22 protein-coding genes and 2 pseudogenes are annotated in these 26007 nt (G+C 73.1%); 13 read left to right on the plus strand and 11 right to left on the minus strand.

The features are described from left to right. Window positions 1–24 precede the first annotated feature (24 nt). From ACJ6WD_RS08750 to ACJ6WD_RS08770, 5 genes are all read left to right on the plus strand, one after another. Entirely contained in the window at window positions 25–849 is an 825-nt protein-coding gene (locus tag ACJ6WD_RS08750; protein ID WP_407615438.1) for an LLM class F420-dependent oxidoreductase, read from the plus strand. 40 nt (window positions 850–889) lie between these two features. After that, a complete protein-coding gene (locus ACJ6WD_RS08755) occupies window positions 890–1321 on the plus strand; it encodes a TIGR03668 family PPOX class F420-dependent oxidoreductase (protein ID WP_407615439.1) in 432 nt (143 codons plus the stop codon). A gap of 394 nt (window positions 1322–1715) precedes the next feature. Next, window positions 1716–2486, plus strand: coding sequence for a (5-formylfuran-3-yl)methyl phosphate synthase (locus ACJ6WD_RS08760; RefSeq protein WP_407615440.1), 771 nt, complete (start codon window positions 1716–1718; stop codon window positions 2484–2486). Between the two features lie 54 nt (window positions 2487–2540). Next, window positions 2541–3644, plus strand: a complete 1104-nt coding sequence (locus ACJ6WD_RS08765) for an NAD(P)-dependent alcohol dehydrogenase (RefSeq protein ID WP_331248292.1) — start codon at window positions 2541–2543, stop codon at window positions 3642–3644. A 131-nt stretch (window positions 3645–3775) separates the two neighbouring features. Next, window positions 3776–4684, plus strand: a complete 909-nt coding sequence (locus ACJ6WD_RS08770; RefSeq protein ID WP_407615441.1) for a class I SAM-dependent methyltransferase — start codon at window positions 3776–3778, stop codon at window positions 4682–4684. Window positions 4685–5135: 451 nt separating this feature from the next. On the opposite strand, the gene ACJ6WD_RS08775 is transcribed toward ACJ6WD_RS08770, so the two are convergent. The 4 genes from ACJ6WD_RS08775 to ACJ6WD_RS08790 all read right to left on the minus strand — a co-directional run bounded on the left by ACJ6WD_RS08775 (window position 5136) and on the right by ACJ6WD_RS08790 (window position 8877). Then, window positions 5136–5996: a response regulator gene (locus tag ACJ6WD_RS08775; protein ID WP_376440103.1), complete on the minus strand. Its 861-nt coding sequence runs from the start codon at window positions 5994–5996 to the stop codon at window positions 5136–5138. Continuing rightward, window positions 5993–7222 (minus strand): sensor histidine kinase, encoded by a 1230-nt coding sequence (locus tag ACJ6WD_RS08780; RefSeq protein WP_407615442.1) that lies wholly within the window; start codon window positions 7220–7222, stop codon window positions 5993–5995. The genes ACJ6WD_RS08775 and ACJ6WD_RS08780 overlap by 4 nt, the downstream gene beginning before the upstream one ends. A gap of 116 nt (window positions 7223–7338) precedes the next feature. Next, the gene (locus ACJ6WD_RS08785) at window positions 7339–7875 is read right to left on the minus strand and encodes an AAA family ATPase (RefSeq protein WP_233655551.1); all 537 of its coding nucleotides are present in this window, start codon (window positions 7873–7875) and stop codon (window positions 7339–7341) included. Between the two features lie 117 nt (window positions 7876–7992). Further along, window positions 7993–8877 (minus strand): helix-turn-helix domain-containing protein, encoded by an 885-nt coding sequence (locus ACJ6WD_RS08790; RefSeq protein WP_407615443.1) that lies wholly within the window; start codon window positions 8875–8877, stop codon window positions 7993–7995. A 126-nt stretch (window positions 8878–9003) separates the two neighbouring features. Here ACJ6WD_RS08790 and ACJ6WD_RS08795 point away from each other — a divergent pair, with 126 nt between their 5' ends. Further along, window positions 9004–9843, plus strand: coding sequence for an SDR family oxidoreductase (locus tag ACJ6WD_RS08795; RefSeq protein ID WP_407615444.1), 840 nt, complete (start codon window positions 9004–9006; stop codon window positions 9841–9843). 347 nt (window positions 9844–10190) lie between these two features. Beyond that, entirely contained in the window at window positions 10191–10823 is a 633-nt protein-coding gene (locus tag ACJ6WD_RS08800; protein ID WP_233655548.1) for a DUF1524 domain-containing protein, read from the plus strand. Window positions 10824–10957: 134 nt separating this feature from the next. Here ACJ6WD_RS08800 and ACJ6WD_RS08805 read toward each other — a convergent pair whose 3' ends face one another. Continuing rightward, complete coding sequence (locus ACJ6WD_RS08805; RefSeq protein ID WP_407615445.1) at window positions 10958–11872, minus strand: SDR family oxidoreductase; 915 nt, start codon at window positions 11870–11872, stop codon at window positions 10958–10960. A 123-nt stretch (window positions 11873–11995) separates the two neighbouring features. Here ACJ6WD_RS08805 and ACJ6WD_RS08810 point away from each other — a divergent pair, with 123 nt between their 5' ends. From ACJ6WD_RS08810 to ACJ6WD_RS08820, 3 genes are all read left to right on the plus strand, one after another. Next, window positions 11996–12562, plus strand: a complete 567-nt coding sequence (locus ACJ6WD_RS08810) for a TetR/AcrR family transcriptional regulator (protein WP_233655546.1) — start codon at window positions 11996–11998, stop codon at window positions 12560–12562. Window positions 12563–12920: 358 nt separating this feature from the next. Further along, on the plus strand, window positions 12921–13163 hold the full coding sequence (locus ACJ6WD_RS08815) for a hypothetical protein (RefSeq protein WP_233655545.1): 243 nt from the start codon (window positions 12921–12923) through the stop codon (window positions 13161–13163). Further along, complete coding sequence (locus ACJ6WD_RS08820; RefSeq protein WP_233655544.1) at window positions 13156–14253, plus strand: PleD family two-component system response regulator; 1098 nt, start codon at window positions 13156–13158, stop codon at window positions 14251–14253. The genes ACJ6WD_RS08815 and ACJ6WD_RS08820 overlap by 8 nt, the downstream gene beginning before the upstream one ends. A gap of 140 nt (window positions 14254–14393) precedes the next feature. Here ACJ6WD_RS08820 and ACJ6WD_RS08825 read toward each other — a convergent pair whose 3' ends face one another. From ACJ6WD_RS08825 to ACJ6WD_RS08835, 3 genes are all read right to left on the minus strand, one after another. Beyond that, a complete protein-coding gene (locus ACJ6WD_RS08825) occupies window positions 14394–15557 on the minus strand; it encodes a ferritin-like protein (protein ID WP_331248256.1) in 1164 nt (387 codons plus the stop codon). Window positions 15558–16053: 496 nt separating this feature from the next. Next, complete coding sequence (locus tag ACJ6WD_RS08830) at window positions 16054–18993, minus strand: AfsR/SARP family transcriptional regulator (protein WP_407615446.1); 2940 nt, start codon at window positions 18991–18993, stop codon at window positions 16054–16056. Window positions 18994–19185: 192 nt separating this feature from the next. Beyond that, the gene (locus tag ACJ6WD_RS08835) at window positions 19186–21057 is read right to left on the minus strand and encodes a transketolase (protein WP_407615447.1); all 1872 of its coding nucleotides are present in this window, start codon (window positions 21055–21057) and stop codon (window positions 19186–19188) included. On the opposite strand from ACJ6WD_RS08835, the pseudogene ACJ6WD_RS08840 reads away from it, so the two are divergent. Beyond that, a pseudogene (locus ACJ6WD_RS08840) lies at window positions 21056–21511 on the plus strand (acetate--CoA ligase family protein); the annotation flags it as partial. The gene ACJ6WD_RS08835 and the pseudogene ACJ6WD_RS08840 sit on opposite strands and share 2 nt — an antisense overlap. A gap of 16 nt (window positions 21512–21527) precedes the next feature. On the opposite strand, the pseudogene ACJ6WD_RS08845 reads toward ACJ6WD_RS08840, so the two are convergent. From ACJ6WD_RS08845 to ACJ6WD_RS08855, 3 genes and pseudogenes are all read right to left on the minus strand, one after another. Further along, a pseudogene (locus tag ACJ6WD_RS08845) lies at window positions 21528–22057 on the minus strand (universal stress protein). Between the two features lie 213 nt (window positions 22058–22270). Then, window positions 22271–23056 (minus strand): GNAT family N-acetyltransferase, encoded by a 786-nt coding sequence (locus ACJ6WD_RS08850; RefSeq protein ID WP_407615448.1) that lies wholly within the window; start codon window positions 23054–23056, stop codon window positions 22271–22273. Further along, window positions 23053–23211 carry a hypothetical protein gene (locus ACJ6WD_RS08855; protein WP_407615449.1) on the minus strand — a complete coding sequence of 53 codons (159 nt, stop codon included), beginning with the start codon at window positions 23209–23211 and terminating at the stop codon, window positions 23053–23055. The genes ACJ6WD_RS08850 and ACJ6WD_RS08855 overlap by 4 nt, the downstream gene beginning before the upstream one ends. 509 nt (window positions 23212–23720) lie before the next feature. On the opposite strand from ACJ6WD_RS08855, the gene ACJ6WD_RS08860 reads away from it, so the two are divergent. Next, window positions 23721–25004, plus strand: coding sequence for a cytochrome P450 (locus ACJ6WD_RS08860; protein ID WP_407615450.1), 1284 nt, complete (start codon window positions 23721–23723; stop codon window positions 25002–25004). 251 nt (window positions 25005–25255) lie between these two features. Continuing rightward, on the plus strand, window positions 25256–25930 hold the full coding sequence (locus ACJ6WD_RS08865; protein ID WP_233655537.1) for an HdeD family acid-resistance protein: 675 nt from the start codon (window positions 25256–25258) through the stop codon (window positions 25928–25930). Window positions 25931–26007: the final 77 nt, after the last annotated feature.

The raw sequence follows: 26007 nt of genomic DNA on the forward strand, positions 1-26007 counted from the left end.
ACCCTCCGGACCGAAGGAGCCGCCGTGAGATTCGGTGTATCGACCTTCCTCACCGACCGAGGCACCGCGCCGACCGCACTGGCGCGCGCCGTGGAAGAACGCGGCCTCGACTCCCTGTTCGTCGCCGAGCACACCCACATCCCGGTGGCACGTCGTACGCCGTACCCCCGAGGCGGGGAGCTTCCCGAGATCTACTACCGCACCCTCGACCCGTTCGTCGCGCTGGCCGCGGCGGCCGCGGTCACCGACCGGATCCTGCTGGGCACCGGCATCGCGCTGGTGGTCCAACGGGATCCGATCACCACCGCCAAGGAGGTGGCCTCCCTGGACCTGGTCTCCGGCGGCCGGGCCGTCTTCGGCATCGGCGTCGGCTGGAACGAGGAGGAGATGGCCAACCACGGGACGGATCCGCGGACCAGGGGCCGCCTGGTGGACGAGCGACTGCGGGCCATCCGGGAACTGTGGACGCAGGAGAAGGCCGAGTTCCACGGCGAATTCGTGGACTTCGACCCGGTCTACTCCTGGCCCAAGCCGGTCCAACGGCCCCACCCGCCGATCTACGTGGGCGGTGGCGAGGGCGCGTTCCCCCGGGTCGCCGCCCTCGGCGACGCCTGGTTGGCCAACGGCGTGCCGCCCGGCCAACTGGGCCCGCAGATCGCACGAATGCGGAACACCGCGGGCCGCGACGTGCCGGTGACCGTCTACGGGGTGCCCGCCGACCCCGCCGTCATCGAGGAGTACGCCCGGCTCGACGTGGAACGGCTGCTGTTCTCCCTGCCCACGGTGCCGGAGGCCGAGACGCTGACCCACCTCGACCGGTTCGCCGAGGTCGCGGGGCGCTTCCGGTGACGGGAACGGGAACAGGAACGGGAACGGGAACGGAACAGCCGTGCCGGCGATGACGAGCGGGCGGGCCAGGCAGTGCTTCGCCGCCTCGCGGATCGCCCGCCTCGCCACGGCGGACACCGACGGCCACCCGCACCTGGTCCCGGTCGTCTTCGTCCTGACGGGCGACCACCTCGCCTTCGCCGTGGACCACAAGCCCAAGCGGACCGCCGAACTCAAACGACTGGCCAACATGCGGGCCCGCCCGCAGGTCTGTCTGCTCGTCGACGCCTACGACGAGGACTGGGACCGGCTGTGGTGGGCACGGGCGGACGGGACCGCCACCGTGCTGCCACCCGCGGACGCCTCCGCGCCCGCCGAACACTACGTACGCCTGTTGGCGGCGAAGTACCCCGTGCAGTACGCCGGGCGCCCACCTGCCGGGCCCGTCGTCGAAGTGGCCGTGACCCGCTGGTCCGGCTGGCACGCCACATGAGGGAGCCCGAGGCGGGGCCGGGACGGGACCGGGGGACGGCGGTGCACTGACCCGGCGCGGCGCGGGAGAACACAGCGGGGCGCACACCCCTGGAAAGTGCGGCGCGGCACCGGCCAGGCACCACCCGGCGACTGCCCTCGGCCTGAAGGCGCTGTTGGCCGGCTGACCGAGGCCAAGCCACGGTCAGCCGGCCGTCGTCCGACGGCGCGCCCCGCCCCGGCGTTCGGACCGGCGCGGACGGCGCACTGGGGTGCGCGTGGCCACGAGCTGTGGGACTCCGCGCGCCCCTACCGGGGGCGCTGGGGCACGGCAATGATGTGCACACCCCGAGCGAGCCAGGCGACTCCGCACACCTGCCCCCGGCCAGGTGCACATGCGGCGGAAGGAGTCCACGTTGTTGCTTCTCATCTCCCCGGACGGCGTCGAAGAAGCCCTCACGTGTGCGAAGGCGGCGGAGCACCTCGACATCGTCGACGTCAAGAAGCCCGACGAGGGCTCGCTCGGCGCGAACTTCCCCTGGGTCATCAGAGAGATCCGCGCCGCGGTCCCCGCGGACAAGCCGGTCTCCGCCACCGTGGGGGACGTGCCGTTCAAGCCCGGCACGGTGGCCCAGGCCGCGCTCGGCGCAGTCGTCTCCGGCGCCACGTACATCAAGGTCGGCCTCTACGGGTGCACGACGCCGGAGCAGGCCATCGAGGTCATGCGCGGGGTCGTCCGGGCCGTGAAGGACCACCGGCCGGGCGCGTGCGTCGTCGCCTCGGGCTACGCCGACGCCCACCGGATCGGCTGCGTCAACCCGCTCGCGCTGCCCGACGTCGCGCGCCGCTCCGGCGCCGACGCGGCCATGCTCGACACCGCGATCAAGGACGGGACGCGGCTGTTCGACCACGTTCCGCCGGAGGTCTGCGCGGAGTTCGTGCGGCTGGCCCACCAGGCCGGTCTGCTCGCGGCCCTCGCCGGCAGCGTCGGTCAGGCCGACCTCGGCGCACTGACCCGCATCGGCACCGACATCGTGGGGGTGCGCGGGGCGGTCTGCGAGGGGGGCGACCGCAACGCCGGAAGGATCCAGCCGCAGCTGGTGGCCGCCTTCCGCGCCGAGATGGACCGGCACGCCCGGGAGCACGCCACCACCGTCACCACCGCCCCCTCAGAGTCGGTGGGTTGAGGAACTGCGGGGGCCCGAGCCGTTCGTCGTACCCCGTCCGGAGGCGGCGTGACCATCAGGTTCAGCGCGGCGGTGCTGCGCGCGTACGAGAGTCCGTTCGCGGTCGAGGAGGTGGTCCTCACCACCGGGCCGGCCCGTGACGAGGTCCTGGTGCGGATCGCGGGCTGCGGCATGTGCCGCACCGACCTCGCCGTCCGGCGTTCGGCGGGCCGCTCACCGCTGCCTGCGGTGCTCGGCCACGAGGGGGCTGGCGTCGTCGTGCAGACGGGCGGTCCGGAGACCGGCCTGGACGTCGGCGACCACGTGGTGCTGAGCTTCGACTCCTGTGGCCGGTGCCGGAACTGCACGGGCGCGGCCCCCGCCTACTGCGACTCCTTCGCCGCGCTCAACCTCTTCGGCGGGCGCACGGAGCACGCCGCGCGGTTCACCGACGCGACCGGAGACGCCTTGGCGCCGCGGTGGTTCGGCCAGTCCGCGTTCGCCGAGTACGCGGTGGTCCCGGCCCGCAACGTCGTCCGGGTCGACCCCGCCCTCCCTCTCGCCCTGCTCGGACCGCTCGGCTGCGGCTTCTTGACCGGCGCCGGAGCGGCCCTGAACACCTTCGGCGCCGGCCCCGGAGACACCCTCGCGGTGTTCGGCGCCGGCGCGGTGGGGCTGGCCGCGGTGATGGCGGCCACCGCCGGCGGGGCGGTGACCGTGGCCGTCGACAGTCATCCTCAGCGGTTGCTCCTCGCCGAGCGGTTCGGCGCGCGCCCGCTGCACGCCGCGACGGCCGACCTGCCCGAGCGCATCCGACGCCTGACCGACGGCGGTGCCCAGTACGCACTGGACACCACGGGGTCCGCCCGGCTGATCAACGAGGCGCTGCGGGCACTGCGCCCGACCGGCCACCTGGCACTGGTCGCCCGGCTTCACACCCCGCTGCCGCTGGAACCTGGGACCCTGGACCGGGGCCGGCGGATCTCCCACCTCTGCGAGGGGGACGCCGTACCGGCACTGCTGATTCCGCGTCTGACCGGACTGTGGCAGGCCGGACGGTTCCCCTTCGACCAACTGATCCGCACGTACCCGCTCGCGGACGTCAACGAGGCCGAACGCGACTGTGACGCCGGCCGCGTGGTCAAGCCCGTCCTGCTTCCGATGACGGGGAGCGGATGAGCCGGGCGACCGCATGCCGGACGGCGGACGTTCGCGCCGTTCCACCGTCCCGTCGCGCACCGCCCGAACGGATCCTGAACGTCATGCACGTGCCGTAGTTCGTGGGCGCCCCGCGCGCCGAGGGAGGACACATGGTCAGCACGGCCCGTCGGAACACCGGTGCGGACGGCGTGGACGGAGGCGTCGGCCTCACCGCGCTCCTGGTGGCCGCGGCCCGGGCGATCGAGACGCACCGCCACGACAGCCTGGCCCGGGACGTCTACGCGGAGCACTTCGTGCGCGCCGCCCCGGCGTGCGCGGCCTGGCCGGGCCGCATCGAACACGTTGCGGACGGGGACGCGAATCCCCTCTGGGGGCGGTTCGCACGCTACTTCGGACTGCGCACCAGGGTCCTCGACGACTTCCTCCACCACGCGGTGCATGCCGGAGGCGCCCGCCAAGTGGTGCTGCTCGGCGCGGGGTTGGACACCCGGGCGTACCGCCTCGACTGGCCGCCGGACTGCGTGCTCTACGAGATCGACAGGCACGGCGTGTTGGCCTTCAAGCACGAGGTCCTCGACGGGGTGTCGGCCCGGCCGAGGACGGCGCGCGTGCCGATCCCGATCGATCTGCGCGACGACTGGGCCGGGGCGCTGCTCGACGCCGGATTCGACGCCGACGCACCGAGTGCCTGGCTGGCCGAGGGGTTGCTGTTCTACCTGCCCCGAACCGTCGAGACGTACCTGATCGACACGATCGACGGGCTGACCACGGGCGGCAGCGCCCTGGCCTACGAGGTCAAGCTGGAGCCGAACTTGCAGGCGTACCGCGACAGTCCGCTCTACACCTCGACGAAGCACCAGATCGGCATCGACCTGCTGGACCTGTTCGACGCCGAACCGCGCCCCGACTCGGCCGGCGACCTGGCGGGCAGGGGGTGGTCCACGGCGGTCCACACCCCCTTCGACTTCACCCGGCGGCACGGCCGCGGCCCGCTGCCCGAGGAGAACGACGCGCTGGCGGGGAACCGCTGGGTGTTCGCCGACAAGCCCCGCCCGTAACGCCGTGGCCTCCCCGTGCCGACCCTGTCGCCTGGCAGTTCAACGCCGGATGGGCTGGTCGCAGAGGGGGGACAGCTCGGCGTTCGTCGCGGGACGGAGCGTCGAGAGGACGCGCCGGGCGGCCGTCAAGACGGCGGGGCGGTCGGAGCGGGACACGGTGTGGACCAGGCCGCCGCGGCGCAGGCGCGGTTCCCGCCACGGGTAGAACAGCAACCGTGGTCCAGTCCGCCGGGACGAGGGACACGGCGACGAGGACCGGCACCCTCCCGCTGAACAGCGCGACCAAGATCGCGTCGAACGGGGCCGCGGTGAGCACGCAGCCGACGCACCCCACTCCGGCGAGGTGGACGGCGGGGCGCCGAGCTGTGGTTCTTCTGGCCATGTCCCTCTCACGCGGTGGGAGCGGAGTTTGTTCCGGAGGGACTCCGGCCACTCACCACCTGCCCTCCCCTCAGCAACCACTGCGTGGCGCCCCCTCCGCTGGTGACGATCGCGACAACTGCTGGGCAGCGCCGCCCAGTCGAGGCCAGCGCCTGCGTCGTCCCTCGCCGTCATCCGGCCCCGCGCTCGCGCCCGTCCCAGGCACCAGCACGCCCGTTTCGTACGCGATGACGACCGCGTGCGTGCGGTTGTCGGCGTGCAACTTCCCCAGCACGTTGCCGACATGGGTCTTGACCGTCTCCGGTCGCACCGCCATGTGCTGCGCGATCTGCTGGTTGGACAGGCCCCGCGCGATCAGCCGCAGGGTCTCCTCCTCCCGCACGGTGAGGGCGGCCGCGCCGGTGCTCCCGACGCCGCGGGCGGGCGGCGCGGGATGCTGGGCGGCGAGTCGCCGCACGGCCTCGGGGAACAGCAGGCAGTCGCCGCTCGCCACCAGTCGCACGGCCTGGACCAGTTGGGCGACGGGGGCGCGCTTGCGGATGAAGCCGTCCGCGCCGGCCAACAGTGCGTCCCAGACGTAACTGTCGTTCTCGAAGGTGGTGATCACGATGACCTTGGGAGGACGGGAGAGTTCGGCGCGCAGCAGTGTGGTGGCCGCGATGCCGTCGAGCCGGGGCATCCGCACGTCCATCAGCACCACCTGCGGATGCCACTGCCGCACCCGGGGGAGGACCTCGGTGCCGTCCGACGCCTCGCCGACGACTTCCAGTCCGGGCTGGACGGACAGCAGGGCCCGCAGGCCGGCGCGGGTCAACTCCTCGTCGTCCACCACCAGTACCGAGACCGGGGCCGCCGCGTCGGCGTCGGACGGGTCGCCCGACGGGGCGGGGGCGGGGGCGGGGGAGGCGTGCGCGGTGTGCGGGAGGTTCATGCCTGCGGTCCCGAGGGAAGGTCGGCGGTGACCTGCCAGCGGCCGTCCCCGGTGGGTCCGGCGGACAGCTCGCCGCGCAGCAACCGCACGCGTTCGGCGCACCCGGCCAGGCCGTGCCCCGCTCGGCTGCCGCGGGCGGTGGGGGACGCGGTGCGGAGCGGATTCGTCAGCTCCAACCTCAGCCGCTCGCCACGAGCGGCCACGAGCAACCGCACGTCGCCCGTCCCGCCGTGCTTGAGTGCGTTGGTGAGCCCCTCCTGGAGGAGGCGGAACGCCTCCCGGGACACCACGGTCGGTACGCGCGTCACGTCGCCCTCCCGCTCGACGGCCAGCACGGCGCCGGTCTGCCGGACCCGGTCGGCGAGCACGTCGAGGTCGGCGAGGGTGGGCTGTGGCCGGGTGGTCGGCGGCGACTCGCGCAGGATCCCGATCACGTGGTCGAGGTCGTCCATCGCGGCGCGGGAGGTCTCCTCGATGCTGCTGAGGGCGCGGCGGGCCGCCTGTGGGTCCCGGTCCAGCAACTCCCGGGCCACGGCAGCCTGGATGGTCGAGGCGGTCAGGGTGTGCCCGAGGGAGTCGTGCAGTTCCTGGGCGAGCCGGTTGCGCTGCGCCAGCGCCCGCGACCGCGCCTCGGCCGCGGCGGCCCGTTCCGCGGGACCCGGGCCGAGGAGGACGGGCGCGCAACGCCGCAGCAGCACCCGCCCGGCCTGGGCGCAGGCGCAAGCCGCCAACAGGAGCCCGGCGGCCGCCACCAGCGTCCAGGCACCCGGCAGGCCGCGCGGCACGGCGACGGCGCGCCACGGCAGCGCCACCTCGCCGCCGCCGGCCAGCCACACCGCCGGCAGGCCGACGACCGCCATCAGGCACAGCCCGGCCACGGCCAGGACCGTGCCACCGACGACCGTGTGGACCGGCAACCACGCCGCCGCCCGCAGCCGGTCACCCCACGCACGGGGCGGCCCGACCGGTCGCGGCAGCTCCGTCCCCAGCAAGGCGTTGGCCAGTCGGACAGCCGCACGCCGTACCCCGTGCGGCAGGCCCATGGCCCAGGCCGCGACGGCGAACACGGCGAGGAACACCGGCAGCCGCGCCCCGGCGAGCAGACCGGGCCGGACCGCGGCGAGCGCCAGCCCACCGGCGGGCATCCCCGCGACGGCGCCCACCCCGGCGAACAGCCACCCCCGCACCTGCACCCGCACCACCGTTCCGCCGCTCACTTCCCGCATGGGCCGCATGCTACGGACCCGCGTCGGGCCGTACCTCCCCCAATGGAGCCAGGCACGGCACCCCGTGCAGACGGGGGCGTGTGCGCGGAGTGCGGGGCCTACCCAGCGGCACCGGCTCACGTCAGCCAACCGCTGGCGCGCACCACCTCGTGTGCGATGTCGACGACGGAACGCCCGTCGGTCGCCACCCGCACCGTGTCCGCGGGGGCCCCTTCGTCCAGGAGTCGTGCCTTGAAGGCGCTGTTCTTCAGCTCCTGCGCCAGCTCCGAGCCGCGTTCCCGGCCGGTCAGCCGTTCCCCGGTGGTCGCGTCCGACGCGGTGAGCAACACCCGGACGATCCTGACGTCCGCGCCCATGGCCCGCCGGAACATGCCCTCGTTCTCCGCCAGTACGCTCACGGTGTTGGTGTAGACGAGGCGCCGGTACCCGAGCTCCGCGTAGTTCGACCAGATCGCCGCGAGATTGCGCGCGGCGAGCTCCCTCCGGTGCGGGTCCGCCTCCGGAGCGGGATGCGCCTGCGCCATGAAGTCGCCCTCGACGACGCAGTGCGCGACCGGCCCGGCGCGCAGGCGCGCCGACACCTCCCACCCCACCGTCGTCTTGCCGACCCCCGCCCGCCCGCCGATGAGCAACACCTCTGATCGATGGTCCATGCCCGCACCCTGCCACCCGACGGCCGGTGCGGGCCAACGAATTGCGTGCGGATCGGGAGCGGGGGAGAGGGGGCGGGGAGCGCGCGGAGCCGGCGGCCGCTGAGATCCCGGCGGCAGCTACTGCTCGCCCGACGCGGGCTGCCCGGACGGTGCCGGATGGTGTGCGGGCGGGTCGGCGGTCAGGCTTCCCAGCAGGGCGAGCGCCTCTTCCGAAGGGCTGCCCGGGGCGGCTTGGTAGACGACGAGCTGTTGTCCCGGCGCGCTGTTGACGGTCAACGACTCGTAGGCGAGGGTCAGCTCGCCCACCAGCGGGTGCCCGAAGCGCTTGGTCTCGTGGGTCTTCTGACGGACGTCGTGGCGGGCCCACAGGCGGCGGAACTCCGAGCTCTTGAGCGACAACTCACCAACCATCGCTATCAGTTCGGGATCATCGGGGTCGGCCCCCGCCGCGGTGCGCAGTCCGCTCACGGTGTTGGCCGCCACGCGTTCCCAGTCCGGATAGAACACCCGGGCGTCCGGGTCGAGGAACACCAGCCGCACCAGATCACCGCTGTGGGTGTGGCCGGCGAACAGCGCCCGGCCCAGGGAGTTGTGGGCCAGCACCGTCAGCCGTCGCCCCAGGACGACGGCCGGTGTGCGGTGCCAGCCCGCCATCAGCTGCAAGAGGACCGGACTGACCTCTTCCGACCGTGCCCGGCCGCGGCCCCGTGAACGGACCCGCGCGGGAGCCGGTGTCGCCAACCGGTGCACATGGTCCGTCGCCTCCTCGTCCAGGTGCAGGACCCGGGCGAGTGCCTCGACGACCTGCACCGAGGGGTTCCGCTCGCGGCCCTGCTCCAGTCGTACGTAGTAGTCGACGCTGACCCCGGCCAGCGTCGCGACCTCCTCCCTGCGGAGCCCCGCCACCCGGCGCCGCGGGGAGACCGGCAATCCCGCGGCGTCGGGTGTGACCAGGGCACGGCGGGCACGCAGGTACTCCCCGAGCGGGTTCGCGCTGTTCATGGACACCACCCTAGGACCGGCGGACGGGGCGGGGGCCCAGGAAGGTGGCCGTGGTACTCCTACGACGGGGACCCCTGCGAGCAGACCTGCCTGTTCACCGGAGTGCGGCCGCCGCATCGTCGAGCCATGAACGCAACTCCTCCCAGCAACAGTTCCGACAACACCATCAATACCGTCAACGCCGGTGGTGTCGGTGGCGGCAACCCCGCCCCGAACCTGTCCGGCCGGGTCGCGGTCGTCACCGGGGCGTCCAGCGGCATCGGTGCGGCCACCGCCCGCCGCCTGGCCGCCGGCGGGGCAGCCGTCGCACTCCTGGGCCGCCGCACCGACCGCCTGCGCGCGTTGGCCGACGACTTGGCACGAACCACCCCCGGGGTCGTCCTGCCGGTACCCGTCGACCTGACCGAGCCCGGGGCCGTCGACACCGCCGCCCGCACCGTCACCGCACGCCTCGGCCGTGCCGACCTCGTGGTCGCCAATGCCGGAGCGATGCTCGGCGCCCCCTTCGAGACCGCCGGCACCGACGAGTGGGACCGCATGATCGACCTCAATCTGCGCGCCGTGGTGCACACCGCCCGCGCCTTCACCGAGGACCTCCTCGCCGCCGCGGCCGCCGGCCGGCCCGCGGACCTGGTCCACGTCGGATCGGTGGCCGGCCACACCTGCTTCCCCGGCTGGTCGGTCTACTGCGCCACCAAGGCCGCGGTGGCCCACCTGACCCGCAACCTGCGCGCCGAACTGGGCCCCCGAGGCGTCCGCGTGAAGAACGTCGAACCCGGTGTCACCGTCACGGAACTCGGCAGCGACATGCGCGATGCCACCATGCAGTCCACCCTCGCCCGCATGCGGACCGACCTGAAGCCCCTGACCGCCGACGACATCGCCGACGCCCTGGCCTTCGCCGTCGGCGCGCCCCCGCACGTCAACATCGCCGAACTGGTCGTCGTCCCCGTGCAACAAGGCTGACCTCCGGCCGTCCGCCGACCGGTGAAGCGGGGCGCCGTCCCTCTTCCGCCCGGTGCCGCACCTCGGGCCGCGGAAACGGGGCGGGAGTCCGGAGGGCGCCCTGCCGCGAACGCCGGTGCTCCCCAAGGCCGTTGACATGACGTTGCACCTCCCGGGCGGGCGGTGCGCTCGAAGTCGGCGGCCTTCGGGTGGGGTTGGCGGGACGGGTCCGCGCCCCGGTGTTCAAGGGTTGGTAATGGACGGGGAAAGGTATTGTCATGTCCATTCAACGCGCGTAGCGTTCAACGCGGCAAGTGCGGTTTCCTCGAAAGGCGTCTCTCCAACCCCCCACATTTCAGGAGATCTTGATGCCTCGTGCTGCCCTCGGGCTGTCCGCCGCCGCCGTGATAGTGGTCGGCCTGGCCGCCGCCCCGGCGCTCGCCGAGCCGCCGGCACCACCGTCGACCTCCACCGCGCGCAGCGAACTGGCAGCGCTGACCGTAGGCACTCCGCACTCCATGGACGGCTACGCCCGCGACAAGTTCTCCATATGGGCCAAGCAGCCCGACGGTTGCACCACGCGTCAGGACGTCCTCGCCCGCGACGGCAAGGACGTCCAGGACAAGCCGGGCAGCTGTCAGCCGGCCAGCGGTTCGTGGTACTCCGCCTACGACGACGCCACCGTCACCGACGTCGCCCAGGCCACCATCGACCACATGGTTCCGCTCGCCGAAGCCTGGCGGTCCGGCGCCGACACCTGGACCGCCGACCAGCGCAAGGCGTTCGGCAACGACCTGAAGGACCCGCAGCTGCTCATCGCCTCGGAATCCTCGAACAGTTCCAAGAGCGACAGCGGACCCGCCGACTGGAAGCCGACCAACCACACCTTCTGGTGCACCTACGCCAAGGACTACACCCACATCAAGTCCGTCTGGAAGCTGACCAGCACCGACGACGAGAAGAAGGCGCTGGGCTCGATGCTCGACACCTGCACCGACTGACCCGATGGTGACGCGCCTCCCGCACGCGCCCAGGGGCTCCGCGCGTGCGGGAGGCGCTGCGTGCCCGCCTCTTGCCGGGCAGGGGCGGTGTCGGTGGCAGCGGCGGTCGCGTTGGACCTGCCTGAGTGCGGCCGCTACGCCACGGTGGAGCGGCGCGTGGCATCCCGGAAGTAGTGCCCCTGCTCCAGGTCCTCTATGAGCCCGTGATGCGTCGGCCGCCACCCCAGGAGCTCGCGGGTCAGTGCGCTGGAGGCCGCTGCGTCAGCCCCGAGGAAGGCCCCGAGCCAGCCGAAGTGCCGCTCCGCGTACTCGGGGGAGACGGGGAGCGCGGGCAGGTCGAGGTGTCGACCGATCGCCTCGGCGATGGTGCGGACCGGTATCCCCTGCTCGGCGACGCCGTGCAGCACGGACCCCGCCGGGGCACCCTCCAGCGCCAGCCGGAACAGTCGGGCGACGTCGCTGCGATGTGCGGCGGACCACTGGTTGGACCCGCCGCCGATGTAGCCGGAGACGCCCTTCTCGCGGGCGGTGGCGATGAGGGACGCGACCAAGCCGTGATCGCCCTCGCCGTGCACCGACGGCGGCAGCCGCAGCACCGACGAGCGGACCCCTTGCGCGGCCAGGGCGAGCGTGGTTTGCGCGGCAGCGGCCCGGGGGCTCGTGGTCGGGTCGGGGGCGTCCCGTTCGGTCGCCGGCCGCCCCTCGCTGATCCCCAGTGTGCCGGAGGCGATGACCAGGGGCCGGCCGGACCCCTCCAGGGCGGCGCCGAGGGTCTCGACGGCGCAGAGATCGGTGCGCGCCGCCTCCCGGAACTGCGAGAAGTCGTGGATGAACGCGAGATGGATGACGCCGTCCGCGGCGGCGGCGCCGGCCCGCAGGCTGTCGAGGTCCGTGAGCTCGCCGCGGTGCACCTCGGCACCGGCGTGCGTTAAGGCGTCGGCCGCGGCGTCCGAGCGGGCGAGCCCGACGACCTGGTGGCCCGCGCCGATGAGCTCGGGAACGACGGCGGAACCGATGAACCCGGAGGCGCCCGTGACGAATACGCGCATGAGGGGAACTCCTAGTGCTCTCGCCCCCGCCGAAAGAGATCGCCGAGGGTCGAACGATGTCAGTGACTGTCATCGACAGTACCACAGCGATGTCAGTCCCTGTCATCGCGTAGGATGCCGAGCATGAGTCGATGGGAGCCCAACGCACGTGGCCGACTTGAGCAGGCGGCACTGGAGCTCTACACCGAGCGCGGATACGAACAGACCACCGTGGCGGAGATCGCCAAGCGGGCGGGACTGACCGAGCGGACGTTCTTCCGGCACTTCCCCGACAAGCGCGAGGTCCTGTTCGCCGGTTCGAGCTCCCTCCAGGACCTGTTCGTGCACACCGTTTCCGAGGCGCCCGACGCCGCCGCACCGATCGACGCGGTGACCGGGGCCCTCGAAGCCGCAGCTGCGCAGTTCCAGGACCGCTTCGACCACGTCAGCCGGCGGCAGGCCGTCATCGTCGCCAACGCCGAACTCCGCGAACGCGAGCTCATCAAGCTCGCCTCGTTGTCCGGCGCGCTCACCGACACCCTGCGCCGCCGCGGCGTCGGCGAACCGACCGCGCGCCTGACGGCCGAGGCGGCCGTCGCGGTGTTCAAGGTCGCGTTCGAGCGCTGGATCGAAGAGGGCGGCGAAGAAGACTTGACGCACCTCATCCGCGAGTTGCTCGCCGAACTCAAGGCCGTGACCGCGGGCGCCTGACCCCGCCGTCGCGTCGAAGTTCCCCCGCGCCGCCCGGTCGTGGAGCGGCCCCCGCGCTCCACGACGCCGGACGCCGTCGACGCGGACGCGCGGCGCGGGCCCGCAGCGAGCGTCAACACCGCGCCCACCGCCACCTGGGCGTTGCCGCAACGCCACCACCGGCAGGGCGCCCCCGATCTGCGCAGGTGACGCGTTGCGGGGGGTGTCGTACGACACCGCAACGGGGACCGGCCGTTGCCGTTTCTTCGGTTGCCTGGCGCAACGGGTTCACCGGGCGCCATTGTGTGGCGCAGGGCGAGGCGGCCCACCCCGGGCCCGCCGCCCCCGACCGCCCTGTGGCGGATGAAGGAGGGCAGGCATGGATCGTTCGCTTGTGTCGGTGCGGGCGGCACTGGTGCTGTTGCTCGCGGCGCTGGCCGGAGTCGGCGTCGGCCTGTTATCGGTGCTGGCCGGCGACGGAACGGCGCGCGGCATCCTCGCCGGGCTCGCCGCCGCCGGAACGGCCCTGCCGCTGTGCAACCGGGTCATCGCCCCGGATGCCGCCACCGGGCGACCGGTGGCGGGCACGGAACGGGTGAACGGCGGAAGCATCCGTGGGTGAGCTGCGCCCGCTCGGTGAGCACCTGACGCCGGAGTCCCGGGCGTTGGCCGTCGCACTGCGGGAGCTGTTCGAGGGCCTGGAGGTCTCGGTGCGCCGCTATGCCGCCCGCCGGGTGCGCGACGCCGGCACGTTCTCCCGCTACCTCGGCGGTTCCCGCATCCCGCCGTGGGAGGTGGTGATGGACCTCTTCACCGACGTCGCCGAGCACCGCGGTATGGCCGCCACCCCGGACGCCATCGAACTGGTGAGGCGGCTGCACCGGACGGCGGTGGAAACCAACGGTTCGCCCCGGCACGCGGTCGAGGTGCTCGAACAGCAGCTCGCCGAGGCCGACCGCGTCTCGCGCCGCTCGACCGCCCGCGGCGACGCGCTGGGTGACGCCCTGCTGGACCGCAAGCACCGCATCGCCGACCTGGAGGTGCGCCTGAACCAACTGGAAGCCGAATGGAGCGCGGAACGACAGCGGGCCGAACGCCTGGCCGCGGCCAACCCCGACGTCACGGAGCTGCTGCACGAACGCGACCAGCTGCACGACGAGGTGACCCGGCTGTCCGCCCAGTTGCACGAGGCGCAAAAGCGGCGCGACGAGGCCGAACAACGCTGCGCCCTCCTGGAACGCCAGTTGGACGCGGTCGAAAACGTGCAACAGGCCGCCGTCGCCGTCTCACCCGTGGTGCCTCGGGCCATGCCCAAGGTCCTCATCGTCGATGACCAGCCCGACAACCTGCTGGCCATGACGGCCGTCCTGTCCACCCTCGACCAGGAACTGGTCGCCGTCCCCTCGGGCCGCGAAGCCCTCAAGGCCCTGCTCGACCACGACGACTTCGCCGTGATCATCATGGACGTCCAGATGCCGGACATGGACGGCTACGAAACCGCCGCCCACATCAAACGACGCCCCCGCACCCACGACGTGCCCATCGTCTTCCTCACCGCCATGGGCACCGACCCCGAGCACTCCGCGCGCGGATACGCCGCCGGCGCCGTCGACTACATCGGCAAGCCCTTCGACCCGTGGGTCCTGCGCGCCAAGGTCGCCGTCTTCACCGGCATCTACCTCGAACAGCGACGCCTCGCCGGCGGCCGGTGACGGCCGAGCGGACCGCCGAGCGGACCGCCGAGCGGACCGCCGAGCGGACCGCCGAGCGGACCGCCGGGCCGGCGCCCCGCCCTCCGCACGGCAACGCCCGGTGCCGCAGCCGGTGCGACACGGGCGCTGCGCGACACCGGTCAGAGGGCGCGCCGGTCCGGGAACGGCCGGAACTCGGGACCGTAGGTACCCGGGGCGTCGGGACGCTCGATCTCCATCAGCTCCACCGCGGGAGTCCCCAGCCCGTGCATGGCGTGCACCGCCGTGCCCAGGGCACGGTGGCCGCCGCCGTCCCAGGCGCGTTCCAGGGAGCTGAGCACGGCGTGGAAGTTGGCGTCGAAGCGGTGCAGCAGGCGCCGCACGTGCTCCGGCGGACGGTGCCAGCCCCCCTCCGGCACCCGCGCCATGGGGCGGGTCTCCGGGAACGGTACGGGCGCGCCGGTGAACCGCCACCTGCCCCGGTCCTTGCGCAACCGCCGGCCGTGGTAGATCTCGCCGAAGGCGTAGTAGTGGGCCGGATGGTCGTCCTCGAACGTGTCGGACGGGGAACTGGCGGTGCCCTCGCCCTGTTCCTTGATCATCTCCATGGCCCACTCGACGTCGTCGAGGTTCGCGACGGGCCGCAGCACGTCCGATCCGATGTGCTTGGACAGCTGCCCCCGCGTGGACAGTTCGGGATCCACGCTGCGGAACGCCCTCTGCAGCTCGCTGTAGAAGACCCCCACGCTGAGGGAGTTGTCCAGACGTTGCGCGAGCGGGGCCTCCGGCTCCTCGATCGCCATCATCACGTCGCGCACGAACGCCTTGCTGAGCCCCGCAAGGTACACGGTCACATCGGCGCGCACACCGCCGGGCAGCGGGCCGGGATAGTCGGGTGCGGCGTCCCTGACCCTCGGCCGTCCGCCCACCGCGACCAACAGGTTGCACACCAGGCCCAAGTGGAACATCTCGTCGCCGACGATGCGCCGGATCAGACGGGCGGCCTCGCTGCGTCGGTCCTTGATGGACCACCAGGCGCACAAGTAGGGCGGGATGGTGGCCAGTTCGAGCGCCACGGCTGCCTGGAGCGAGTCCCGGATCCAGGCCACCCCGCGGGCCTCCTGGGGAACGGCGAGGAGGCGCCCCACGGTGCCGGAGCCCGGACCGGGAGCGATGGGCCGCCCGTCCACCGGGAGTTCGGCGGCCTGCGCCGCACCGGCGGCCGCGACCGGTGTGGCGGCCGCGACGGCGGCCGATGCCAGGAAGCTCCGGCGTTTGAAGCGGTTGTCCGTCAGCGCGTCCGGAACATCCCTCGCGTCAGTCACCGTTGCCTCCGCTCACAACCATGGTCCGCCTCGACGTCATTGCCTGGGGCTCTCAACCAGTTCGCGAAGGTAGCAGCCGCCACCACCGTTCCCGGGGCGCATGGCGTCGGCGAGTGCCTCCACCACCCTGTCGGGCCAATCGACGGCAGACGGGGCACAGCCTGATCTCCGCTGCGGGCGATCGCCGGACCGACCGCTCCTGCGGCAGACACCGCCCCGCCGCGCCCGCGGCACCCCGAGCCGGACGAGTCGAGGCCCGCCCGCGCCTGCGCCACCCCGCACATCGCCGCCGCGCGCGGTCCCGACGGCCGCACCACCAGCGAAGTCATCGCCGTGTCATCGCGATGTCAACGGTCACCGTTAGCGTCGCTGACGTCCGATGGAGAAAGCCCCGAGACGTTGAGGGAGCCAGGCCGATGCCGAGCGGGAGCAGGCCGACACGGGCCGTCGTGACGGCCCGGCCGACGGCGTGCGGCCGGGCCGATTCCGTCGCGGGCTAGGAGTCCGGCCCCTGTGCGTCCCGTTGGCGGCGAATGCCGTCCAGGAAGGAGGAGATCCGCGCACGGTTGGCGCCGGCATCGGGCAGGGCCACCGACCGCTCGAAGAACTCGCGCGACCCGGCGAGGTCTTCCGCCGCGACGTCGTTCCAGACCAGCCGGGTGTGAAGCGCCTCGGACGCCGCGTCGAACTGCCCGTTCAACGCCCCGCGCGCCAGCCGGCCGAGGTCGGCCGCCCGCTCCACGTTGCCCAGGCACGCCTCGGCGGTGCTCGACTTCCCGAGGACGGCCGCGTAGAGCGGCACGTCCCGCAGACGGACGGCCAGGTCCGCGGCCCGGCGCAACGCGTCGACGGCGTCCCGGGTGCGGCCGAGGTCGAGATGGAGGATTCCCAGGCGGAGCAGCGTCTTGCCGAGCAGCCGCGGGCTTTCGACCCGCTCGGCGAGGACGATCGCCTCGGTGTAGCACGCGTACGCCCGGTCGTGCTCACCCAGCTGGTGGTGCATGTCGCCGACGGTCGCCGTGACCACGGCCGTGAGCCATTCGTCGTCCAACTTCGCCACGATCTCGGCGACTTCGGCGAAGTGGCCCATGGAATCGGTGACCTGGCCCTGGAGGTTGGCGAACGTTGCGAGGTTGCCCAGGGCTCTGGCCTGTTCCAGCAGGTCGCCGGAGCTGCGGCTGATCTCCAGGGCCTGCGTCAGCCAGGGGTGGGCCTGGGCGTACCGGCCCTGCAGGCCGTACAGCATTCCCAGGCAGGTGCGGAGTTCGGAGGCCATCCGTCGGTCGGCGACCACGGTGACCAGGGGCAGTACCGTCTCCAGGGTGGTGCGGCACTCGTGGAACCGGCCCTGCCGGGTGAGGTAGTCGAACAGCCCCTCGGCGAGCCAACAGGCTTCGTCCGGCTTGCCCACGCCCACCGCGTGCCCGACCACGTCGACCAGCTCGGCACCCACCGCGTCCAGCCAGTTCGTCGCCTCCTCCCAGTCGGCGAACGGCGCGCTCCCCGGCGTCGGACCGGTCGGGAAGGCGGACGGCCCCCAGTCGCTCGAACGCCGGGCGGCGGCCACGTACAACCGGAACACCCCCTCCCGGACCGCCGCGACCTCCGCGGGGAACCCGGCCGCGACCCGTCGCGCGTACACCGCGACCAGGTCGTGCAAGCGGTAGCGGTCGGCCGCCACCTGCTGGACGAGGCTCGCATCGACCAGGCCCGTCAGGACGTGCTCGGCCTCCGGCCGCGTCCAGTCGAGCATCGCGGCCAACGCCACCGCGTCGACCTCCACGGTGGGCGACAGTCCCAGGGCCCGGAACGCACGCTGTGCGGCGACCGGCAGTTGGTCGTAGGAGAGCTGGAACGCGGCCTCCACGCTGCGGTCCTCGACGGAGAGTTCGCCGAGCCGCCGCTCGTCGTCCGCCAACCGGTCCACCAGGGAGCGCAGCGCCCACGACGGACGGTTCTGCAGCCGCGCGCCGGCGATCCGCAGGGCCAGCGGCAGCTGGTCGCACAGGCCGGCCAGCCGGCGGATCGCGCCGTCCTCGTGCGGGGCCCCCGAGCCGCCCACGATGCGGCTGAGCAGCCCCACCGCGTCGTCCATGTCGAGCGGCGCCAGCGAGACCCTGCGGTCCACGTCCAAGCCGGTCAGCCGCTGACGACTGGTCACCAGCAGCATGCTGCCGGGGCCGGCGGGCAGCAGCGGACGCACCTGTTCGGCGCCGGACGCGTCGTCGAGCACCAGGAGCAGCCGCAGGCCAGCGGTGGCCGTCCGCCAGGAGGCGGCCAACTCGTCCAGGTCCTCGCAGTCCTCGCCCTCGTCGGCGCCGACCGCCCGCAACAACCGGCGCAGCACCCGCTGCGGACCCGACGCCCCGCGATCCTCGCGGTACCCGTGCAGGTCGACGAAGAGGCAGCCGTCCGGATACCGCTCCCGGCCCGCCCGGGCCGCGCGCACCACCAGCGCGGTCTTGCCGACCCCGGCCATGCCGTCCACCGCGCGGACCGTCACGCCCCCCTCGTCGGCCGCCGGCGCGCCGAGCAGCGCGAGCTCCCGGTCCCGACCGATGAAGTTCCCCACGCCGACCGGAAGTTCGTTGCGCACGCGGCGTTCCCGTCGGGCGCCGACGGGGTGCGCAGCCTGCGGACGCCGGTGCTCCGGCCGTACGGCGGTGCCGATCAGCTGCGCGTCGTCGCCGCGCAGCACCGCCTCGTGCACCTGCCGCAGTTCGGCGCCCGGCTCCGCCCCCTGGTCCGCCACCAGACGACGGCGCACCTTGGCGAAGACCTCCAGGGCGTCGGCCTGCCGATTGCCGACGTACAGGGCGCGCATCAACAGGGCGGCCAGCGCCTCGTGGTACGGGTGCGCCTCCGTCAGCGCGAACAGTTCGCCGATCGCGGCGACCTGCCGGCCCAGGCGCAGCTCGCAGTCCACCTTGTCCTGGACCAGGGCCAGGCGGTACTCCGTCAGTCGCAGTCGTTCCCCTTGCGCGAACGGCCCGGGAATCCCGGCCAGCGGCTCGCCGCGGAACAGTTCCAGCGACCGGGACCAGGCATCCGCCGCGGCCTCCGGATCGCCGCCGTCCCGCGCCGCCGTCGCCTCGGCGGCGAGGTCCGTCATGCGTGCCGCGTCCACCCACACGTCCCGCGGGACGAAGCGGTAGCCCCCGCGGTCCGTGAGGATCACGGAATCCGTCGGGCCGCCGCCGGCGCCGTCCAGGCACTTGCGCAGTCGGTGGACGTAGACCGGCAGGACCTTCGCGCCGGTCCCGGGCTGTTCCGTGCCCCACACTCCGTCGAGGAGCTGCTGTCGGCTGGCCGTCGTGCCGGGGCGGAGCAACAACGCCGCGAGCAGCGCCTGTTCACGCACCGGGCCGAGGGCCAGCGGCACGTCGCCGCGCCATGCCTGGAGCGGGCCGAGGAGAGCCAATCGAAGCTGCTGCACGGCCGTGTGTACCCCCACCCGTCGAAGACCCGCAGGGGAGTATAAGCCGCTGATGACGGCCCTCCGGCCCGGCCTCCACGAGGCTGCACAACGTGTGCGCGCGGTGAATTTCCCGCCCGGACCGCGCACCGACGCCGCCGGTGGCGCGAGGCACCGCTGAGGGCCGCCGCGCGCCACCGGCGCCGTGCGGGACTACGACCGCAGCAGGGCCCGCGCGGCCCGGGCGACGTGGGCGTGGGAGATGCCGGCCGCGTCGAGGAGCTCGTCGGTGGTGCCGGAGCCCGGCAGGTCGGTGACCGCGAGATGGGCGAAGGCGGGATGGTCGCCGGTGGCGGCGAGCGACGACAGGACGGCCTCTCCGATCCCGCCCTCGGGGTGGTGGTCCTCGACGACGACCAGGGCGCCGGTCTCCCGGGCGGCGCGCGCGAGGGCGTCGGCGTCGAGGGGCTTGACGGAGTACAGGTCGATGACGCGGGCCTCGACGCCGTCGGCGGCGAGGCGTTCGGCGGCGGTCCGGCAGGCGTGCAGGGTGACGCCGGCGCCGATCAGGGTGACCTGGTCCCTTTCGCTGTGGCGGAGGGTCTTGGAACCGCCCACCGGGAACGCCTCGTCGCTGCCGTAGAGGACCGGGTAGGCGCCGCGGGTGGTGCGCAGGTAGGAGATGCCGTCGAGATCGGCCATGGTCGCGGTCAGGGCCGCCGCGGAGGTGGCGTCGCTGGGGTACAGGACGGTCGAACCGTGGACCGCGCGCATCATGGCGAGGTCCTCGAGACCCATCTGGGAGGGGCCGTCGGCGCCGATCTCGACGCCGCAGTGGGTGCCGCACAGCGCCATCGTGATTTGGGAGACGGCGGCCATGCGGATGAAGTCGTGGGCGCGGGTCAGGAACGCGGCGAAGGTGGTGGCGTAGGGGCGGTAGCCGCGCACGGCCATGCCGACGGCGTCGGCGATCATCTGCTGTTCGGCGATGTAGGTCTGGAAGTACCGCTCGGGGTGGGCCTTCGCGAAGTCCTCGGCGTGGGTGGAGTTGCCGACCTCGGCGTCCAGGGCGACGACGTTCGGCCGGACGCCGACGGCGGCCAGCGCCCGGCCGAACGCGACGCGGGTGGCGACGGCGTCGCCGACGTCGAAGCGGGGCAACTCGACGGGGCCGCTCGACGGCACGGGGGCGGGCACCGCGTCCGGCGGTTGGGGGCCGCGCACGCACAGGTGACGGATGCCGCCCAGCTCGGCCACGGCCCGCTCGGCCAGGTCCTTGGGCAGCGCCTTCCCGTGCCACCCCTCCTTGTCGGCCACCTCGGCCACGCCGCGGCCCTTGACGGTCCTGGCGACGATCACGGTGGGGGCCAGGCCGTCCGCCGCCGTGGTCAGCGCCTGGTCGATCTCCGCCACGTCGTGCCCGTCGATCACCAGCGCCCGGCACCCGAACGCCTCCACCCGGCGGGCGTAGGCGGCGGTGTCCCACTCCAGCTCGGTGGGCCCGCTCTGGCCGAGCCGGTTGACGTCGATGAGCACGGTGAAGTTGGCCAACCGGTGCTGCCCGGCCTTGTCGAGGGCCTCCCACACGGACCCCTCGGCCATCTCGCTGTCCCCGCACAGCACCCACACCCGGTAGGGCTCCTTCTCCAGGTCCCGGCCGGCCAGCGCGATACCCACGCCGTAGGCGATGCCCTGCCCGAGGGACCCGGTGGCCAGGTCCACCCAGGGCAGCACGGGAGTGGGGTGGCCTTGGAGACGGTGGCCGAACCGGCGGTACGTCGTCATCAACTCGTCGTCGGTGACGGCACCGGCGGCCTTGAACATCGCGTACAGCAGCGGAGAGGCGTGCCCCTTGGAGAAGACCAGGTGGTCGCCGGCCGGATTGTCGGGCGCGTCCCAGTCGTAGTGCAGGTGACGGGTCATCAGGACGGCCATCAGATCGGCCGCGGACAGGCTTGAGGTGGGGTGTCCGGAGCCGGCGGCGGTGCTGGCGCGCACCGAGTCCACGCGCAGCTGCTGCGCGAGTTCGAAGACGTCGGGCAGGTCGCTCTCCGGCCCGAGCGTGGTGGTCTGCGCTGCGGTCATGAGGGGGCCTTTCGTGGACGGCCGGTGGGCGCCGGGTGGGTGCCGCCGGTTGGGGTTTCGGGGTGGCCGATCAGCGTCCGGGCAGGGTAACCGCGCCCTTGGCCAGGGATCGGGCAGGAGCGCGCCCTTGGGCGATCCGTTCGAACGCGCCGACGGGCCCGCGGTCCGCCGGCCCCGGCCGGTCGGCGGGCGGGCGGGCCGGAGGGTCGTCTTCGGAACCGCCCGCACCACCACCGCTTTCCCGGCCGACCACGCCGCCCGCCTCGCACCCCTCACCGACACCGACATCGACGAACTGCTCACCGCGCCCCGCTGCGCACCCGCGCCGTTCCGCCACCGAGGCGCCGCACCGGTCGGCCCGGCCGCCCTGAAGGACCTCCTGGCCCGGCTCTCACAGATGGCCGACGACCTGCCCGAACTCGCCGAGGCCGAACGCACCCCGCTGCTCGCCCGACCGGACGGGCTCCGGCTCAGCGGCTCTCCGTCAACCCCTCGGTCCGCAAGGGCAGGTTCCAGGCGTTGCGGCGGTGCACGGCGTGCAGCGTGCGGTGAAGTGGAGACGGCGGCACGGCCAGCACCGGGCAGCAGCAGCGTGCGAGGCAGTACCGCCCTACGGACGGCCACATCGCGCGGTGCAGCCGGCCGCGCGGACCGGCCCCGACGACCAGCAGGTCCTCGACCCGGTCGGCGACCGCCACCAGGCCGCCCCCGGTTTGCCGCACACCACGATCCGCTCCAACGGCACACCGGGCCCGGCGCTGCCGAACGCGTCGTCGAGGGCTTCGGTGAGCCGGTCGACCGCCATGCTGCGCCAGGCAGCGGTGGACGTCGGCACGGGCCCGCCGCGGTGCGGGATGTTGCCGCCCGGCGGCTCCCAGGCCAGTACGGCGCACAAGTCGGCGTCCCTGACGCGGGCCTCGGCAGCGGCCCGATGCAGAGCGGTCAGACTTCCCAGCGAACCGCTCACGCCCACCACGACGCGCCCGCCCGGCCTGCTCATCGGTCAGCTCCCCATTCCTCGTCCCGCGGCACGTCCACGTGTGCCACGGCTCTCCGCGACACGGAAACCCGCGCCACGTCCTCACCGCTCCATCGAAAGCGCGGCAGCGCGGCCGGCGCGGGGTCGTTGGCGCTTCTCTTGCGCGAGCAGGGGCATCCCTGACGCTTCCTTGACCGTTCCCCTGTGCCAGCGAGCCGCCGCCGGCACCGCCGCTCAGCCGACCAGCCCGACCGCGGGCCGAACCGGCTGCCCGACGGCGTAGTGCACGTACTCGTCCGCCAGGCGAAAGCCGGCCGTCCAGGCCAGCAGGCGACTGGCGCGGTTGTCACGGGAGCAGGTCCAACTCGGCAGGTGTCCGCGCGCAGTGATGTCCCGGCACAGTGCGGTGACGCAGGCGAGGGCGAGCCGCTGCCGGCGGTGCGCCGGCAGCGTCACACAGGCGATGTCCTCGTACATGGTTCCGCGGAAGTACGTACAGGCGACGGCGACGAGGCCCCCGTCCCGGAACGCACCCCAACAGTGTCCGGAGGCGGCCAGTTCCACCGGACCACCCCAACTGGCATGGACCCAGGAGACGTCCACGCCCGGTGCGTTCAGCGCGCCCAGCACCTCGGCGTCCTGCGCGACCAGCCGGCGCACCGCCACGCCACGCGGCGGGCGCACAACTGCCTGGGGTTCGCGCAACAGATACACCATGCGCTCCCAGGGCACCAGCAGGTCGAACGCGCTGCCCAGCAGGGGCAGGAAACGGGCGGGTGCCTGGGCGTAGTGCGCGGCGAACCTGGCCAGTGCGAGCGGCGCGAGCGCCGTGGGGTCGCCCCGGAACAGCACGTGGTCGGCACAGGCAACCACCACGGCACGCGGGTCGTGCGCCCGGTCGGCCCACCAGTGACCGGTGCCGGTGAGGAGCGCGTGTTCCGCCAGCGCGATCGCGCCGGGAGGACCATCCGCCAACCAGGCGTTCGGGTCCGGAAGCTGACGGGACGAAAGTCCGATCACAGGAGTTCCTCATGGGTGTCGCGCAGCGCGCGGACCAGCCCGCCGGACGGAACGGGGTTCGCCCGGGCGTGGTGGCCGATGCGCTGGTCGCATGGCCCGAACGGGCCGTAGGGGCTGGTTCGGGTGGGTTGGGTGAGACTGGCGTGCCGACTCACGCGGTGTCGCATGGCGCACCGGCCGCGATCGGCGGCTCGTCAGCGAACCGGACGGCCTCAACCGCCCAGTTGGGGCGAACGGCAGGCCGTTCCCGCACGGAACGCGGGGCGAGGACGCCGCCGCGGTCGCCCACGACGTCCCGCAGGGCCGCGGGACGGGTGTCAGCAGGCCCTGGACGTCCTCAGGCGACGCGCAGCGCGCCGCGGACCCTGGGGATGGGGCGGGTGATCGAAAAGAAGCCGGACACCGTTCACAGCCCCATCGAAGGCCATGCACCAGCGGCCCGCAACAAGCGCCCGCCCCTCTTGACGCACCCCTGATGAACTGTGGTTTCGCCGGCCCGGGGAGCGGACCGGCGGGTCGGGGGCGAGCCCGGCGCCCACCCGTCCCAGGGGCGGACGACACCGGATCACCCGCCGATGCCGGCCTCCCCGGCCCACCCGCACCGACTCTGCCGCCCACTCCACAGCGACACCAGCCTCCCCTAATCTGCTCCTGAGACGGCGTCATGACCGGCCAGTCGAAAAGGAGTCACCAGGTGGAGGACATCGCCCCCGTCGGGCCGCCGCACCGCATGGATCCTGCCGGCGGCTGCCCGCACGCCGACAACGCCCGACTGCTCGCGCGCGGTGCCGTCGCGCCCGTGGTGCTGCCCGGGGAGATCGAGGGGATGGCCGTGCTCGGGCAGGCGGCGCTCAAGGAGTTCCTCGGCCACCCCGACGTCGCCAAGGACGCCAGGCACTTCACCGCCCTGAGCGAGGGCGGGATCCCCGAGGGCTGGCCGTTGCGGACCTTCGCGACGGTGCGGAGCATGACCACCGCGGACGGCGAGGATCACCGGCGTCTGCGGTCGCTGGTGAGTCACTCCTTCACGGCCCGGAGGGTGGCCGAACTCCAGCCCCGTGTAGAGGAGTTGACGGATTCCCTGCTCGACGACCTGGCCGGGGCCGCCCGGGCCGATGGGGGAGTCGCCGACCTGCGCCGTCACTTCGCACTGCCGTTGCCGATGGGGGTCATCAGCGAACTGCTCGGCGTGGACCTCGCCCACCGCGACCGGCTCCACGAGCTGTCCGTGGAGGTCGTGACCACCGACATCGGGTCACAGCGGGCGATCGCCGCCAACCACGAGTTCGCCGCCGTCATCGGCGAGTTCGTCGCCGCCAAGGCCCGACACCCCGGGGACGACCTCACCAGTGCGCTCATCGCCGCCCGGGACGACGACGGCGACCAGCTGAGCGGGCCGGAGCTGATCGGCACGCTCCTGCTGATGATCGTCGCGGGGCACGACACCACACTGAACCTGATCACCAACGCCGTACGGGCCCTGTGCGGCCACCGCGACCAACTGGAGCTCGCGCTCAGCGAGCGGGTGACCTGGGGCGACGTGGTCGAGGAGACGTTGCGGTGGGACGCGCCCGTCAGCTGCTTCCCGTTCCGCTATCCCGTGCGGGACCTGACCCTGGACGGAACGGTCATCCCGAAGGGCACCCCGGTGCTCGCCGGTTACTCCGCCGCCGGGCGGGACCCGGCCGCCCACGGCCCGGACGCCGACCGCTTCGACGCCACCCGGCCCGCTCGGCCCGACGCGGTGCGCCACCTCTCGCTCGGGCACGGCGCCCACTACTGCCTGGGAGCACCGCTGGCCCGTCTGGAGGCGGAAACCGCACTCCAGCGGCTCTTCCGCCGTTTCCCCGATCTGGAACTCGCCGTCCCCGAAGAGGCGTTGCCCCGTCACGCCGGCTTCGTCGCCAACAGCGTGGGCTCACTTCCCGTACGGCTCTGGCCGTCCTGAACTCCAGAGTCCCGCGGAACGGCGCGCGGCGCCTGCCCCGGCCGCCCGGCGTCACGACGATGGGTGCCTGGAGTCACGACCACGGTCCGGAGTCGCGCGGGCACGCTGCGCCCTCCGGCGGGGCGCCCGGACACCGCGAGTGGGGGCTTCCATGCCTGGGACGGCCTTCCCCGCGAGCGGTACGGGGCCGATGGGGTGACGATGGACATGACGTGACCCGACCGTGCTGGTCCATGAGAAAGGTGGGCGGCATGACATCACCCTCAGCATCTTCGGGCAACAGCCAGCCCCACGCCCAACCAACCGGCCCCGCTGGCGAAGCGCTGGGCGCCATGGTGAACCTCGGCTGGCAGGCCCTGCTGACCATCGGCCTGGCGTCGATCGCCCTCGGCGTCGTCGTCCTGGCCTGGCCGGGCCGGACCCTGCACGTCGTCGGAGTCGTCTTCGGCATCTTCCTGGTGGTCAGCGGCGTCTTCCAACTGGCCGCGGCGTTCGGCGTGCACGTGCCCGGACACCTGCGTGCCCTGAACTTCATCACGGGCGCGCTCTCCCTCCTGCTCGGACTCATCTGCTTCCGCGGCACGCTTCAGTCGATCCTGCTGCTCGCCCTCTGGATCGGCTTCGGCTGGTTGTTGCGCGGCATCATGATGACGGCGGCCGCGGGATCGTCCCCCGAGATGCCCGCGCGTGGTTGGCAGCTCTTCCTCGGCATCATCACCCTGCTGGCAGGCATCGTGCTGATCGTCTCGCCGTTCGGATCGATCGCCGCCCTGACCGTGGTCGTGGGCATCATGGCCATCGTCCTGGGGGCCGTCGAAGTCGTCCACGCCATCCAACTGCGCATGACGGCCGGTCGACTCACCCGGGGCACGACCACCAAGCACCGGCGGTCCCTGTTCCACGCACACCCCCACCCCCAACACTGACATCCCGCAGCACGGGCCGGACGTACCGCGTCAGCGGACGCCCGGCCTGCGCTGTGCACGCCCAGGCGTTCCAGCCC

It is taken from the genome of Streptomyces sp. VTCC 41912, assembly GCF_045799175.1.
GTDB classification, from domain to species: Bacteria; Actinomycetota; Actinomycetes; order Streptomycetales; family Streptomycetaceae; genus Streptomyces; species Streptomyces albulus_C.